This is a genomic window from Micromonospora sp. NPDC050276 (assembly GCF_044459545.1).
In the GTDB taxonomy this organism is placed as follows: Bacteria; Actinomycetota; Actinomycetes; order Mycobacteriales; family Micromonosporaceae; genus Micromonospora.
Window position 1 is genome coordinate 251,852 of the sequence record NZ_JBITJA010000008.1, and the last position, 14,103, is coordinate 265,954.

At 72.5% G+C, this 14,103-nt stretch carries 12 protein-coding genes; 5 read left to right on the plus strand and 7 right to left on the minus strand.

What is annotated here, in order from left to right; all coding sequences use genetic code 11:
- The first annotated feature begins 57 nt into the window (after positions 1–57).
- Positions 58–2,049 (plus strand): cytochrome c oxidase subunit I, encoded by a 1,992-nt coding sequence (gene ctaD, locus ACIBF8_RS19875; RefSeq protein WP_396784670.1) that lies wholly within the window; start codon positions 58–60, stop codon positions 2,047–2,049.
- Positions 2,050–2,117: 68 nt separating this feature from the next.
- Here ctaD and ACIBF8_RS19880 read toward each other — a convergent pair whose 3' ends face one another.
- Complete coding sequence (locus tag ACIBF8_RS19880) at positions 2,118–3,260, minus strand: SigB/SigF/SigG family RNA polymerase sigma factor (protein WP_396784672.1); 1,143 nt, start codon at positions 3,258–3,260, stop codon at positions 2,118–2,120.
- Between the two features lie 222 nt (positions 3,261–3,482).
- Positions 3,483–4,886 (minus strand): hypothetical protein, encoded by a 1,404-nt coding sequence (locus ACIBF8_RS19885; protein ID WP_396784909.1) that lies wholly within the window; start codon positions 4,884–4,886, stop codon positions 3,483–3,485.
- A 309-nt stretch (positions 4,887–5,195) separates the two neighbouring features.
- Between ACIBF8_RS19885 and ACIBF8_RS19890 the strand changes: the two genes are divergently transcribed.
- Positions 5,196–5,426, plus strand: a complete 231-nt coding sequence (locus tag ACIBF8_RS19890) for a CDGSH iron-sulfur domain-containing protein (RefSeq protein WP_396784673.1) — start codon at positions 5,196–5,198, stop codon at positions 5,424–5,426.
- A gap of 32 nt (positions 5,427–5,458) precedes the next feature.
- Here ACIBF8_RS19890 and ACIBF8_RS19895 read toward each other — a convergent pair whose 3' ends face one another.
- The 3 genes from ACIBF8_RS19895 to ACIBF8_RS19905 are packed head-to-tail and all read right to left on the minus strand — an operon-like array spanning position 5,459 to position 9,495.
- A complete protein-coding gene (locus tag ACIBF8_RS19895; RefSeq protein ID WP_396784675.1) occupies positions 5,459–6,574 on the minus strand; it encodes an iron-containing redox enzyme family protein in 1,116 nt (371 codons plus the stop codon).
- A gap of 49 nt (positions 6,575–6,623) precedes the next feature.
- Complete coding sequence (locus ACIBF8_RS19900) at positions 6,624–8,378, minus strand: thiamine pyrophosphate-binding protein (protein WP_396784676.1); 1,755 nt, start codon at positions 8,376–8,378, stop codon at positions 6,624–6,626.
- Entirely contained in the window at positions 8,371–9,495 is a 1,125-nt protein-coding gene (locus tag ACIBF8_RS19905) for a Vms1/Ankzf1 family peptidyl-tRNA hydrolase (protein ID WP_396784678.1), read from the minus strand. The genes ACIBF8_RS19900 and ACIBF8_RS19905 overlap by 8 nt, the downstream gene beginning before the upstream one ends.
- A 142-nt stretch (positions 9,496–9,637) precedes the next feature.
- Between ACIBF8_RS19905 and ACIBF8_RS19910 the strand changes: the two genes are divergently transcribed.
- Positions 9,638–10,186 carry a hypothetical protein gene (locus ACIBF8_RS19910; protein WP_396784911.1) on the plus strand — a complete coding sequence of 183 codons (549 nt, stop codon included), beginning with the start codon at positions 9,638–9,640 and terminating at the stop codon, positions 10,184–10,186.
- Between the two features lie 68 nt (positions 10,187–10,254).
- On the opposite strand, the gene ACIBF8_RS19915 is transcribed toward ACIBF8_RS19910, so the two are convergent.
- A complete protein-coding gene (locus tag ACIBF8_RS19915; RefSeq protein WP_396784912.1) occupies positions 10,255–10,593 on the minus strand; it encodes a DUF3817 domain-containing protein in 339 nt (112 codons plus the stop codon).
- 153 nt (positions 10,594–10,746) lie between these two features.
- Between ACIBF8_RS19915 and ACIBF8_RS19920 the strand changes: the two genes are divergently transcribed.
- Both ACIBF8_RS19920 and ACIBF8_RS19925 read left to right on the plus strand, forming a co-directional pair.
- On the plus strand, positions 10,747–12,225 hold the full coding sequence (locus ACIBF8_RS19920; protein WP_396784680.1) for a glutamate--cysteine ligase: 1,479 nt from the start codon (positions 10,747–10,749) through the stop codon (positions 12,223–12,225).
- 408 nt (positions 12,226–12,633) lie between these two features.
- Complete coding sequence (locus ACIBF8_RS19925; protein WP_396784914.1) at positions 12,634–13,557, plus strand: LD-carboxypeptidase; 924 nt, start codon at positions 12,634–12,636, stop codon at positions 13,555–13,557.
- Between the two features lie 67 nt (positions 13,558–13,624).
- On the opposite strand, the gene ACIBF8_RS19930 is transcribed toward ACIBF8_RS19925, so the two are convergent.
- Positions 13,625–14,011: a DUF2267 domain-containing protein gene (locus ACIBF8_RS19930; protein WP_396784682.1), complete on the minus strand. Its 387-nt coding sequence runs from the start codon at positions 14,009–14,011 to the stop codon at positions 13,625–13,627.
- Between the last annotated feature and the right edge of the window lie 92 nt (positions 14,012–14,103).

The following is a 14,103-nucleotide window of genomic DNA, read 5'->3' on the forward strand; positions in this document are numbered from 1 at the left end:
TGCGAGGGTCGGGTAGGCACGCCCGTCCTTTCTGCCGTCACGACGGGGTGAGCAGCCATGCCCAAGCGGGTAACCACGGAGCCCGGTCGCGATCGGGGCCCGGCGATCCTGGCGCCGGCCCGCTTCGGGGGCTTCCCCGGGGTGGTACGCACCCCGATCCCCGGCAACTCTTTGATCAAGTTCCTCGCCACCACCGACCACAAGCAGATCGGCCTGCTGTATCTGCTGACCTCTTTCGGGTTCTTCCTGGTCGCCGGGCTACAGGCGATGGTGATGCGCGCCGAGCTGGCCCGACCGGGGATGCAGTTCCTCTCCTCGGAGCAGTACAACCAGCTCTTCACCTCGCACGGCGCGGTGATGCTGCTGCTGTTCGCGACTCCCGCGGCGTTCGGGTTCGCCAACTTCATCGTGCCGATCCAGATCGGCGCGCCGGACGTGTCGTTCCCCCGCCTCAACGCGCTCGCCTACTGGCTGTACCTCTTCGGCGGCCTCATGGTGATCGGCGGGTTCATCGCCCCGGGCGGTTCGGCGGACTTCGGGTGGACCGCGTACAGCCCGCTCAGCAGCGTCGAGAACAGCCCCGGCGTGGGCGCGAACATGTGGGTGGTCGGCCTGATCGTGTCCGGGCTCGGCACCATCCTCGGCGCGGTCAACCTGATCACCACGATCCTCACCCTGCGCGCGCCCGGCATGACCATGTTCCGGATGCCGATCTTCACCTGGAACATGCTGTTCACCAGCGTGCTGGTGATCCTGGTCTTCCCGCTGCTGGCCGCCGCGCTGCTGGCGCTGTCCGCCGACCGGTTGCTCAACGCGCACGTGTACGACGCGGCCACCGGCGGCCCGATGCTCTGGCAGCACCTGTTCTGGTTCTTCGGCCACCCCGAGGTGTACATCATCGCGTTGCCGTTCTTCGGCATCATCACCGAGATCATCCCGGTCTTCTCCCGCAAGCCGCTCTTCGGCTACACCGGGATCGTGCTGGCCACCATCGCCATCACCGTGCTGTCCATGACGGTCTGGGCGCACCACATGTTCGCCACCGGCCAGGTGCTGCTGCCGTTCTTCAGCATCCTGAGCTATTTGATCGCGGTGCCCACCGGGGTGAAGTTCTTCAACTGGATCGGCACCATGTGGAAGGGCCAGCTCACCTTCGAGACACCGATGCTGTTCGCCATCGGCTTCCTGGTCACCTTCCTGCTCGGCGGTCTCACTGGCGTGCTGCTGGCCAGCCCTCCGGTGGACTTCCACACCCACGACAGCTACTTCGTGGTGGCGCACTTCCACTACGTGGTGTTCGGCACCGTGGTCTTCGCCCTCTTCGGCGGCTACTACTTCTGGTGGCCCAAGATGACCGGGCGGCTGCTCGACGAACGGCTCGGCAAGGCGCACTTCTGGACCATGTTCATCGGCTTCCACGGCACCTTCCTGGTGCACCACTGGCTGGGCAGCGAGGGCATGCCACGCCGGTACGCCGACTATCTGCCCACCGACGGCTTCACCACGCTGAACACGATCTCCAGCATCTTCGCCTTCATCCTCGGCCTGTCCACCCTGTTCTTCATCTACAACGCCTGGAAGTCCTGGCGGTACGGGGCCATGGTGACGGTGGACGACCCGTGGGGCTTCAGCAACTCCCTCGAATGGGCCACCACCTGCCCACCGCCGCTGCGCAACTTCGACCGGATGCCCCGGATCCGCTCCGAGCGCCCCGCTTTCGACCTGAAGTACGGCCCGCTCGTCGCCGATCTGGGCCGCGACCTGCCGCAGCGCACCACCAAGCCACCACAGCAGTTCGTCGAGGAGCTGAGAATGGAACACCACGCCCCGGAGTCGCCGTCCGCCGAGGGCGCGCACGGTGCCCGCGACGCGGTCGACTACCAGCCGGCGCCACGCTCCGGCGCCCGGCCGGTGGACGTCCCGGAGCCCGAGGGGGTCCGCCGGCCGAGCTTCGAGCAGAGCGACTCGCCGAAGGACGCCGAGGACGCGCCGAAGCCGCACGAGCGGTGGCGCCACCCGCGCAGCAACCGCAACCCCGACGAGCGCTGACCAGGGGTACGCGCAGCGAAGGGCCGACACCCGCAGGGGGTGTCGGCCCTTCCGTCGTCCGGCTGCGGTCAGTCCCGGGCCGGCGCCAGGCCGGCGGCGGTGAGCGAGCGGCGCACCGCGGGCTGGACCCGGGTCAGCCGCAGCGGCACCCCGGTCCGCTCCGCCGCGTCCCGTCCGGCCATCAGCGCGGCGATCCCACCGGCGTCGAAGCCACCCGCACCGACCAGGTCGACGACCACCTCGCTGGGCTGGCCGGTGACCGCCTCCAGCATGGCCCGGCGCAGCTGGTCCGCGCCGTCGCGGTCGATCTCGCCGCCCACCTCCACCACCACCGAGTCGCCGTTCTGCTTCACCGAGATCCGGGTCTTGCCCGGGTCGGGTTCGGCGGCGCCGTTCTGCCACGGCGGTGGGGCGTCGGCGAGCATCGCCTGTCGCAGCCAGGTGAGCGCCCGCGACAGTAGCCGGGACACGTGCATCTGCGAGATGCCGAACCGGGCGGCGATCTCGGCCTGGGTCTGGTTGCCGTAGAAGCGCATCGCGAGGATCCGTCGCTCGCGCCAGGGCAGTCGGTGCAGCAGGCCGCTCACCGTCACCCGGTCGTCGACCGATTCCAACGCGTTGTCCGACTCGCCGACCAGGTCCCCGAACTCGGCGGAGCTCTCGCCGCCCACCGGGGCGTTGAGGGAGGCCGGGCTGTAACCGGCCGCCGACTCCAGCGCGGCGAGGATCTCCTCCTCCGGGGTCTCCAACCGGGCCGACAGCTCGGCCACCGAGGGGGCCCGGGACAACTCGCTGGTCAGGGCGGCGGTGGCCTGCCCCACCTCGAGGATCAGGTCGCGCAGCCGACGCGGCACGTGTACGCCCCAGGTGCGGTCCCGGAAATGCCGCTTGATCTCGCCCACGATGGTGATCGCGGCGTACGCGGTGAACGAGCCGCGTTCCGGGTCATAGCGGTCGACGGCGTTGACCAGCCCCAGCCGGGCCACCTGCTCCAGGTCCTCCAGCGGCTCGCCCCGCCCCCGGTACCGGCGGGCGAGCCGCCCGGCGAACGGCAGCGCGAAGCGCACCAGGTCCTCCCGGGCCTCCCCGCGCCGCTCGGGCGGCAGCCCGGCGATCCGGGCCGCGTACGCCAGTGCCGCCGCGTCGAGATCCTCCAGACCCCGATCGGTGGGTGGTGGTGTGGTCGTGGTCGTGCTCGTCTGTCCGAACATCCGCGCCTCCCTCAGGAAGGTCCCCCGCCCGGATCGGGAAACCGGTCGTGCGCGTGGTCGAGCCACGCACCGGGCCGGAAAGTGGGTCAGTGACTGGGATGCCAGCGGGCGACACCGCCTCTACGCAGCGCAATCAGGCCGTCGCAGCCAGCGATGTTCCCGCTCCGTAGGTACTCAATCACGGGACCCCGGGTTCGCGAGGATGTTTCGGCGTCCTCCGTCTCAGGAGACCAACAACCCCTGGTGGCCGCCGCTGTCGCGGAGCACGGAGAGGGCCTCGGCGACCCCCAGCGGGGGCGGCGCGGGCAGGTCGTACGGCTGGGCCCGCAGCACCTCCGTGGCCCGGCGGGTGGGCACCGAGGTGACCGGGTAGCCCCGGGCGGTGGCGCGGTCCAGTGCCCGACGCCGCCGGCCGAACCCGGCCACGGCCAGCCACTGCGGCAGCCCGGCCAGGGCGGGCGAGCGCACCCCGGGCGGCTCGGGCAGCACGTCCACCGAGCTGAACGCCTCGCTGCCGGCCAGCCACCACTCGGCCTCGTCGACGCTGCGCCGGGTGGCGTTCTCACACCAGTACGGCACCAGCCCCGCCCGCACCACCTGCCACGGGTCGAGCAGCCGGCCGCACTCCACCACCAACCGGTCACCGGTCTTGCCGGCACGCCGCAGCCACCGCCGGTACAGGTCGGCCACGCCCGCGCTCAGGGCCGCCGGCCGGGGCACCAGCAGCCGGTGCAGGGGGTGCTCGTGCCGGGCCGACCAGTCCCGTGCGGCCAGCTCGAAGCCCGAGTCGACGCCGTGCTCGGCGTACGCCGACGGGACGGACACCGCGGGCGGCTCCCACCGGGTCGCGTCGCCGCCCACGGACCGCAGCACCTGCCGCAGGGCGTGGCTGTCCGGGTGGAAGTCCACCGGGTCCAGCCCGCTGCCCGGGCAGCCGACCTGGAAGCTGTGCCCCGGCCCACACTCCAGCACCGGCCAGGTGCGCGCGTCGCGGACCAGCAGCACGGGGGCACCCGGGACCAGCCGGTCGGCCAGGAACTGCGCGTACGCGGCCGGTAGGGCCCGCCACGCGGCGGTCAGCGACACCGTCGCCCCGGTCAGGGGACCACGGCTGGCCGGGCAGTGCACCTGACGCAGGTGCAGGTCGGCGTTACCGGCGAGCAGTCGGGTGGCGAGTGCCGCGCCGTGCTCCAGGGCGTCCGCCGGGCGGTCCACCCCGCCGTCGGACCAGTGCACGGTCATCTCGAAGCCCGCCGGTAGCCACGGCACGCCAAGGGCCACCGCGAGGTGCGCCGCCGCGCCGTGCGGAGAGCCGATCAGCAGCCCGGGGTAGCGCCGACGGGGGTACTGGTCGACGAACCAACGGGCCACCCGGGCGGCGTCCACCTCGCCGACCTGGTCGACGGTGAGCGCGACCCGGCCGGCGGCGCGGGTGACGGCGGCACGGCGTACCGGCTCGGGGGCGCCGGGGAACCGCGACGTCGGCCCGGTGTGCCCAAGGTCGGCGCAGTCCACCCCGCGTAGCGCCCGGGCGGTGGCGGCGACCAGCACCCGGGCGGCGCTGCCGGCCGCCACGACCCGGTCGCCGGCGAGACCGGCACCATCGGCCGTGAGCCCCTTGTGCATCTTGTGCACCGGCCCCACCTTGCCTCGTTCGCTCACCACGCGGCCCGGCTTCCCGTCCCGATGGGGTTCAAACGGGGCATCACCCACCCGGCGGCACATTCCGCTGGTCAGCGGGGTGCCCCGGTCATCACCGGCGTTCGGCGACGATCCCGCAGCGGGCGTCGGGAGGGGGTCGGCCGAGGGCGATCGACTCGGATTTCTTGAAACCGGGGTGTCCGCGTCGACGGGACACCACGGTTTTGCCAAATCCGAGTCGATCTCGACGGACGGCCCGGTTTCGCCAGGGCCAGGGCGGGCACTTCCGGGGCCATGCGCACCGACGACACCAGCGAGCCAGCCGCCGCCACGATCACCCCGTACGAGGACGGACCGCTGCTGGTCCGCGGTGACTTCGCGTTGGTCACGCCGGACGGCGAGCACATCGACGCCCGCCGGGGCACGGTGGCGCTGTGCCGGTGCGGCAAGTCGGCGCTCAAGCCGTTCTGCGACGGCACCCACAAGGCGATCAACTTCCGCGCGGGCACCACCCGCGAGGGCTGACCCCACGTCGCCGATGTGGCGAGCCGCTCGGATCAGACGAGCGCGGGCGGGGCCGGCGGGGCCGCCGCGGTCGACGCGGTCGACGCGGTCGACGCGACAAGCGAGACGGTAGGCGGCAGGGTCGGCGGGGCGGGTGCGCGCAGGGAGCTGCGGCCGGCGGCCCAGCTGTCCAGCAGGTGCGCGGCGAACAGCCGGTCCACCGCGAGCCCGGCCGCCGCGCCGAAGAGCACGTCGGCAGCCAGGGCCGGTTCGACGCGGACCAGGCCGGCGCACATGTCGTGGGCGGCGATCTGCTCGTGTACCGCGTCGGCCTCGACGTGCTCGTCGTAGAAGCCGGTGGCCACCTCGTCGAAGCCGAGCCGGCGCAGCCCGTTGCCGTAGCGACGGTTGGGCAGCGAGGAGGTCATCTCGAACGCCGCCAGGTGCCCGAGCACCGCGCCGCGCAGCCGTCGGTGCAGCCCGAACAGCGACATCAGGTTGTTGGTCGCCAACGTCACCGCTGGCGCCACGTCGATGTGCGCGCCGTACGTGGTGTCCAAACCCAGCCGGTCGAGGGTGCGCCGGAACAGCTCGGCGTGCATCCGGTCCAGCCGCCCGTTGCCGTACTCGTCGGTCTGGATCTCCACGAGGGCAGCCTTGGCCGGACCGCCGAGGCGGGGCAACACCCAGCTGTGCGGGTCCGCCTCGCGCAGGTGGTAGACGGAGCGGTGGATGACGAACTCGCGGAACCGGGTGAGGTCGGCCCGGCGTTGCAGCGTGGCGGCCAGCGGCGGCCCGTCGTCGGCCGCGACCAACTCGGCCAGGCCGGCCGCCACACCGGCGGCGGGCACCCGCGGCGAACCGACCAGCCGGCGCAGCGCCGCCTCGAAGACCCGCTCGCAGCGGGCGCGCAGCGCCAACAGGCTCGGCTGCCATTCCCACGCCTCGTCCACCCCGAGCCAGCCCCGGTAGTGCAGCTCGTAGCAGAGGAACAGCGTCAGCTGAAGGTCCTCGTCGGTGATCGGATCCACCGGGTCGAGGTCGACGCCGAGATCGGCCGGCAGGTCGTGCGGCGGGCGCCGCAGAGCCGCGCCGACCGCCGCGGAGAGCGGGCCGCGGGCCCCCGGCAGGGTCGCCGGACCGTAGCGGCGGTCAGCGGGCTCGGACATGGGACCTCCAGCGTCGTCGGGCCGCTACTGATGCCCTGGTCCGGAGCGGCTAAACGAGGTCTTCGGCGTTCACGGTGACCTCCACCTGCTCCCGGACCTTCCGGGCGGGAGCGCCCTCCGCGTACAGGCCACGCAGGTCGGCGAACGCGGGCTCCGGCGGGGCCAGCGGCACCGCCGCGTCGACAACCGCCTCCAGCACGCAGGGGCGGTCCGCGGCCAGGGCCTCGTCCCACGCCGCGCCGACCAGCTCCGGGCGGTCCACCCGCACCCCGTGCAGCCCCAACAGCCGGGCCCACCCGGCGTACGGCACGTCGGGGCGGCGATGGGTCGGGTCGGACGACGGTTCGCGCCCGCCACCCATGCCGTTCTGGTCCCGGTTGTTGAGCACCAGCACCACCAGTCGAGGGTCGCGCCACCGTGGCCAGAGGTGCGACACGGTGATCAGCTCGGCGAGGCCGTTGAGCTGCATGGCCCCGTCGCCGACCAGCGCGATCACCGGCTGGTCCGGCGCGGCGAGCTTCGCGGCCACCGCGTACGGCAGCGCACAGCCCATCGAGCCGAGGGTGCCGCACAGCTGCGCGTTGACCCCGGGTGGCAGGACGAGGTGTCGGGCGTACCAGTAGAGGACCGAGCCGACGTCGACCGCGACCGCGCTGGTGTCGGGCATCCGGGCGGACAGCTCCTGGAGCACCAGCTGCGGGTTGACCGGGTCGGCGGCAGCGGCGGCCCGCTCGGCCGCGACCTCCCGCCACCGGTCCACCGAACTCTCCACGGTGGCGCGCCACTGCTGCTCGGGGCGACCGCGCAGTCGGGTCAGCAGCGCCCGCAGCGTCTCGGCGGCGTCACCGACCAGCGGCACGTCGGCCGGGTAGCGGGTGCCGATCCGGCGGCCGTCGATGTCGATCTGCACGGTGCGGGCCTGCTCGGGCATCGGGAAGTAGTCGGTCCACGGGTCGTTGGTGCCGACCATCAGCAGCGTGTCGCAACCGCCCATCAGCTCCGCCGCCGCCGGCGTGCCGACCTCGCCGAGCACCCCGGCGTGAAACGGCAGCCGCTCGTCGAGCACCGGCTTGCCCAGTAGTGACGTGGCCACTCCGGCGCCGAGCCGGTCGGCGATATCGATGATCTCGGCGGCCGCGTCCCGACCGCCCTGACCCACCAGGATCGCGGTGCGCTGGCCGCCGCTGAGCAACTGCGCGGCGGCGTCGAGGTCCGCCTCGTGCGGCAGGACCCGGGCCAGCGGTTCGCCGGGGGTCGCCGTGATCACCCCGGCGGCGTACGTCTGCAGGTCGGGGACGAGCGTCTCCTGCAACTGCCGGGGCAGCACGACACAGGTCGGGCTGCGGGTCGCCGCCGCCGTCCGGAACGCCTGGTCCAGCAGCGCCCCCACGTCCCCGGGGCTGCGGCCGTACCGGACGAACTGGTTGCACACGTCCCCGAAGAGCCGGCTCAGGCCGATCTCCTGGTGCGCGCCGCCGAGCGGCCCGGAGATGTCCTCCCCGACGATCGCCACCACCGGCTTGCTGTCCAGCTTGGCGTCGTACAGGCCGTTGAGCAGCTGGACGGCGCTGGGCCCCTGGGTGGCGAGGCAGACCCCGATGCCGCCGGTGAACTTGGCGTGCCCGGTGGCCATGAACGAGGCGGTCTCCTCGTGCCGGGCCGGGATGAACGCCGGCTCCCCACCGGTGCCGTCCAGCGCCTCGACCAGCGGAGCAATCGCCTCCCCCGGGTACCCGAAGACGCGCGGCACCCGCCAGGCCAGCAGTCGCTCCACCACGACGTCCGCCACCGACCGCTCAGCCATTGCCGCGCCCCGGTGTGCTGGGGTCGACGTAGCGCAGCACCGCGCCGACGCCGTCGGTGAGGTCGGGCGCCTCGTCGGGGCCGAGCACGGTCAGCGCCGCGTCGGTGCCGACCAGCGCCCGGACCAGTGCCGCGTCGGCGCGTACCCGCTGCGGGTCGGTGACCGACATGGCGGCCAGCTGTCCCGGGTCGACGGCGATTTCGGTGGGTTCCGCGCCGATCCACAGCTCACCGTTGGCCGACGGGTCGTCCACGATGAGCATCATGTCCACCTGGTTGCGTTGCAGGGCCGAGACGACCGCGTCGAGACCGCCGCCCACGTCCTCCTGCACGCCGAACTTGTCCAGGGCGGCGCTGATCCGCTGGTCGGCGAGCTCCGCGATGGTCTGCACGGTGAGGTCGTCCAGCATGGTCTGGTCGGCGCCACCGGCCCGGGACCCGGCGTCGGTACGGACCACGAGGTCCTGCCAGCGCTCCGGCATCTGGGCGGCGATAATCCCGGTGGCGCGCACGTCACCGGCCACCACCACCACATCCGCGCCGACCCGGTCGGCCAGCTGCACGGTCGCCGCGGTGACGTCGCCGGCGTTCTGGTGCCACGCCTCCATGGCGGCCCGCTGGTAGCGCGACTGGGACCAGCCGCCGGGCTTCGCCCGCCGCAGCGGGTACTCGTCCCGACCGGCGACGTGCGCCCGTCGGGGCACCCCGCCGGCGCTGACCGCCATCGCGTCGGCACCGACCCGGTCGGCCACCACGCGGACCCAGGCCACCTGCTCACCCCGCTGAGCGAGCAGCGGCATCACGTGCGGCAACGGCCCGAAGCTGGCCAGATCGCGTCGCGGCGGCGCGGACAGGTACTCGGAGAGCACCACCCGCCCGTGGCTGGCGAAGACCGCCAGACCGTAGTCCCCGACCATCGGGTCGTGCCCACGGATCACCCGGTCCAGTGCGGCGATACTCGCCTCGTCGGCCCCCTGTTCGGCCAGGCTGCGCTCCAGGGCGCGCCAGCGCAGGTCCAGCGCGGGGTGGGCGTCCTCCGTGTCCGCGGAGGCGTCCAGATACACCGAGCACCACGGCCCGGGACGGTCGTAGAGCGGGCGCAGGAAGGACAGCTGCATGCTCGACCCCTTTCCAGCTCGGCCCCCCGCTTACCCGGGTCGCCGGGGATGTCACCTCGCGGTCGTGAGCCCGTGACCAGGTTTCATTCACGTCGTTCAACCGAGGACGTCGATACGATCTGTGAACACAAGCGAACTCTCGGTGGTGGAGATGGACAGCGGACTCGATACCCGACGGATCGTGCACCCGACGGAACGAATCGTCACCGGGCGGCTGATCCGCCTGCTCGACGGCTACACCCGGGAGGTACGCATCGGCCAGCCGGTGCTGGTGGCGGTGCTCGCCGCGGCGGCCATCGCCCGGTTGCCCGCCCTGCTGCTGCGCGCGCTCTTCTCGTTCGGCGGTGGCGGCACCCGTCGGCGCTGGAAGGAGCTGAAGCAGGGCCCGGAATATCTCGTCACTCCGGTGCGGCTGCGCAACACCGCCGGCCAGCTCTGCGAGGTGGAGCTGCACGGCCACCTGCCGCAGAGCGCCCTGCACCCGGCGGACCAGGTGCAGCTCACCCTGCGCCCGCAACGTGACCCGGAGCTGCCACCCCGGATCGAGCGGATCGTCAACCTCACCACCGGGCAGTTGCTGACCCCGCGTACCGCGACGCTGTGGTCGCATCTCGGGCCGCCGCTGCTGCTGCAGGCGTTCCTGGGCGCGCTGCTGCTGGCCGGCGTGGTGGCCTGCTCCGCGCTGACCTGACCCGACCCGGCCCGATCAGGGCCGGTCAGCGCAGTCCCCCGGGGCCGGCGCGCTCGTCGGTTGGCGGCTCAGCCGACCGGGGTGGGCTCGCGGGCGGGTTGCCGGTCGACGCCGAGCATTCCCCGGCGGCGGGCCCAGCGCTCGTAGGCCAGGGTGGCGAACGGCGGCACCGCGCTGGCCAGCGCCAGCGCCGTGGCCAGCAGGCCCCACCGGTGCAGCCGGGCCACGGCCAGCACCAGCAGGACGTACGCGATGAACAGGCCGCCGTGGACCGGACCGAAGATCTTCACGCCCAGCTCGTTGTCGGTCGGGCCGTACTTGACCAGCATGCCGACCAGCAGGGCCAGCCAGGAGCAGGCCTCGGCGATCGCCGCCGCGACGAACAGCCGGGTCACCTTCTCGCGCATCCGCACGCCACCACCTCTCGGGCCGCAATGCTATCGGTGCGCCCTGGCTGGGCTAACGGGGCGGGCGGTTGGGTAGGAAAGGGTCCTCGGGTCTTCCCCCGCCCGGCGATCACGTGCGAGGTTAGGGGGACCAGCGGTGACAGGGTGGTGACCATGGGCGAGGACGTCGGCGTACGAACCTTCAGTCGAGAGGATCGCGCCCGCTACCGCGACAAGGTCCGCCGCTGCCTGGACGTCTTCGCCGAGATGCTGCGCGAGTCCCGCTTCGACGTCGACCGGCCGATGACCGGCGTGGAGATCGAGCTGAACCTGGTCGACGAGGCGTCGAACCCGGCGATGCGCAACGCCGACGTGCTGGCGGCCATCGCCGACCCGAGCTTCCAGACCGAGCTGGGCCAGTTCAACATCGAGATCAACGTGCCGCCGCGCCGGCTGACCGGCACCGGCACGGCGGACTTCGAGGAGTACGTGCGGGCCAGCCTCAACGCCGCCGAGGTGAAGGCCCGGACGATCGGCGCGCACATGGTCATGATCGGCATCCTGCCGACGTTGCGCCCCGAGCACCTGACCGCCGAGACGCTCTCGGCGAACCCCCGCTACAAGCTGCTCAACGAGCAGATCTTCGCGGCCCGTGGCGAGGATCTGCCGATCGCCATCAGCGGGGTGGAGCGGTTGGCGGTCGCCGCCGACACGATCACGCCGGAGGCGGCCTGCACCAGCACCCAGTTCCACCTCCAGGTCAGCCCGGCCCAGTTCGCCGACTACTGGAACGCCGCCCAGGCCGTCGCCGGCATCCAGGTCGCGGTCGGCGCGAACTCGCCGCTGTTCTTCGGCCGGGAGCTGTGGCGCGAGACCCGCATCCCGCTGTTCCAGCAGGCCACCGACACCCGGTCGGAGGAGATCAAAGCCCAGGGGGTACGCCCCCGGGTCTGGTTCGGCGAACGCTGGATCACCAGCGTGTTCGACCTGTTCGAGGAAAATGTGCGCTACTTCCCGGCGCTGCTGCCGGTGTGTGACCCGGAGGACCCGACGCAGGCCCTCGCGGCCGGCGAGGTGCCCAATCTCGCCGAGCTGCGGCTGCACAACGGCACCGTCTACCGGTGGAACCGCCCGGTGTACGACGTGTCACGGGGCCGGCCGCACCTGCGGGTGGAGAATCGGGTGCTGCCCGCCGGCCCGACCGTGCTGGACACCATCGCCAACGGCGCCTTCTACTTCGGGCTGGTCCGGGCCCTCGCCGAATCGGACCGGCCACTGTGGTCACAGATGTCGTTCAGCGCCGCCGAGGAGAACTTCACCAGTTGCGCCCGGTACGGCATCGACGCGCAGGTCTTCTGGCCTGGTCTCGGCTACCTGCCCGTCACCGAGCTGGTGTTGCGCCGGTTGCTGCCGATGGCGCATCACGGCCTGGATCGGTGGGGGCTCGACCCGGCCGAGCGTGACCGGTTGCTCGGCATCATCGAGCAGCGCTGCCTGACCGGCCGCAACGGCGCGAGCTGGCAGGTGGAGACGCTGCACCGGCTGGAGACCGCCGACCACCTGGACCGGCCGGCGGCGCTGCGCGAGGTGGTCCGCCACTACGTGGACCTGATGCACAGCAACCGCCCGGTGCACGAGTGGCCCATCCCCTGATCTGACGTCACTCCCCCGGTCGGTCCCAGGGTGACGGGTCGTCGCGCAGTCTGCTGTAGAGGCACCCGTCGCGCCACCGGCCCGCCCGGAACTCGCTGGCCCGCACGACGGGGTCACCATCCTCCATTGCGGACACGCTAGCGACTCCGCGCCGGACCGGCCGCCCCCACCGTTCGCGGCCCCCCGAGTCAAAGATGTTTGTCGTAGGCTGTTGCGGCGCGGACATCGACGCCGATGAGGGGACCGCCTGTGACCACTTCCGGAACGGACCGCACCCCGACCCCGAGATCCGCAAGCCGAGCCCTGTCCCGACGGCACGTGCTGAGTGCCGGGGCGGCGGCCGCTGGCGGGGCGTTGCTCGTCGGCACGGCCGAGGCGGCGCAGGCCGCGCCGGGCGGCCCGAAGCGGGTGCTGCGCGCGCCGGCACTGGCGCCCGGGGACCGGGTCCGGGTCGTCTCGCCGGGAGGCACGCCCAACCCCGCGAACATGGCGCGCGGCATCGAGATTCTGCGGAGCTGGGGCCTGGAGGTCGAGCTGGGCGCGCACGTCTTCGCCAGGTACGGCTATCTGGCCGGCACCGACGCGCAGCGGCTGGCCGACCTGAACGCCGCTCTCAACGACCCGGGAGTCCGCGCCGTCTTCGCCTCCCGTGGCGGCTACGGCACCCAGCGGATCGTCGATCAGATCAACGTGGCCGGCATCCGGCGCGATCCCCGGGTGGTCGTCGGGTTCAGTGACATCACCAGCATCCACGGCCGGCTCTGGCGCGAGACCGGGTTGGCCACGTTCTACGGTCCGATGGTCAACTGGAGCGACAGCCGCACCGGCCCGGAGTCGGCCGAGTCGCTCCGCCAAGCGGTGATGACGACGGCCCCCGTCACCATCACCCGGGATCCCGCCGAGACGGCCGCCCCGGTGCTGGTGCCGGGGCGGGCGACGGGTCCCCTGCTCGGGGGCTGCCTCACGCTGATCTCCACATCGCTGGGTGCCGACGACGCTCCGGCCTTCGACGGCGCCATCCTGTTCTTCGAGGACGTGGACGAGGCGCCGTACAGCATTGACCGGATGCTGACCGAGTTGCGCCGGGTGGGCGTGCTGTCCAGGGTCGCCGGGGTGGCCATCGGCCAGATCACCAACAGCGTCGGTGGGCCCGACGAATGGGACGCGGCGGCGGTGTTGCGGGATCGCCTCTACGACCTGGGCGTGCCGGTCCTCGGTGGGCTCCGACTGGGCCACGGCAATGGCCAGCTCACCGTTCCGCTCGGTTCACGGGCCACCATCGATGCCACGGCGGGGACCCTGACGGTGGAGTCCGGAGTCCGTCCCCGCTAGCCGTGACTCGACCAGCACACCGGTTGCTCCGGCGTCGGCCTCGGTGCTGGGCCCGCGGTGGCGGTGCTCAGCCGCGCGGGGTGGGAACGCCGAAGAGATCGATGATGCCGGCGGGAAGCTGCGCGAGCAGGTCGTGCCGCTCGTCGTCGTCGAGCGCCTCGGCGACGGTCCGCAACACCGCCTGGGCGTGTTGACGCACCTGGTCGGCGTCCGCGACCTGCTCCCGGTCGCCGACGTGCTTCAGGAACTCGCCGATGTCCCACCGGCGGCCCTGCGGATTACGGGTGACCGACGCGTCCAGTCGATCCGGTAGCTGCGCCGCCAGGTGGTCGGCCTCCTGGCCGGCGAGCCGTTCGCCGAGCACCGACAGAACGGCCTGTACGGACCGCACGGCCTCGTTCTCCCCGAGGCCCGCGCGCCGCCGTACCGTGGCGATCATCTGCTCGTACTCCATGACCCGCTCCTTCCGTCTCCTGGACCGGCCCGTCAGGCCTGCCGGCGGACGAACGGGGCGAGTTCCCAGGCTCCCTGGCCGCAAACGAGGTC

Excerpts from the sequence above, each read along its gene's own strand:
- ACIBF8_RS19900 (WP_396784676.1), bottom strand. The coding sequence starts at position 8,378 with ATGGCTGAGCGGTCGGTGGCGGACGTCGTGGTGGAGCGACTGCTGGCC.
- ACIBF8_RS19880 (WP_396784672.1), bottom strand. The coding sequence starts at position 3,260 with ATGTTCGGACAGACGAGCACGACCACGACCACACCACCACCCACCGAT.
- ACIBF8_RS19930 (WP_396784682.1), bottom strand. The coding sequence starts at position 14,011 with ATGGAGTACGAGCAGATGATCGCCACGGTACGGCGGCGCGCGGGCCTC.
- ACIBF8_RS19905 (WP_396784678.1), bottom strand. The coding sequence starts at position 9,495 with ATGCAGCTGTCCTTCCTGCGCCCGCTCTACGACCGTCCCGGGCCGTGG.
- ACIBF8_RS19895 (WP_396784675.1), bottom strand. The coding sequence starts at position 6,574 with ATGTCCGAGCCCGCTGACCGCCGCTACGGTCCGGCGACCCTGCCGGGG.
- ACIBF8_RS19890 (WP_396784673.1), top strand. The coding sequence starts at position 5,196 with ATGCGCACCGACGACACCAGCGAGCCAGCCGCCGCCACGATCACCCCG.
- ctaD (WP_396784670.1), top strand. The coding sequence starts at position 58 with ATGCCCAAGCGGGTAACCACGGAGCCCGGTCGCGATCGGGGCCCGGCG.
- ACIBF8_RS19885 (WP_396784909.1), bottom strand. The coding sequence starts at position 4,886 with ATGCACAAGGGGCTCACGGCCGATGGTGCCGGTCTCGCCGGCGACCGG.
- ACIBF8_RS19920 (WP_396784680.1), top strand. The coding sequence starts at position 10,747 with ATGGGCGAGGACGTCGGCGTACGAACCTTCAGTCGAGAGGATCGCGCC.
- ACIBF8_RS19915 (WP_396784912.1), bottom strand. The coding sequence starts at position 10,593 with ATGCGCGAGAAGGTGACCCGGCTGTTCGTCGCGGCGGCGATCGCCGAG.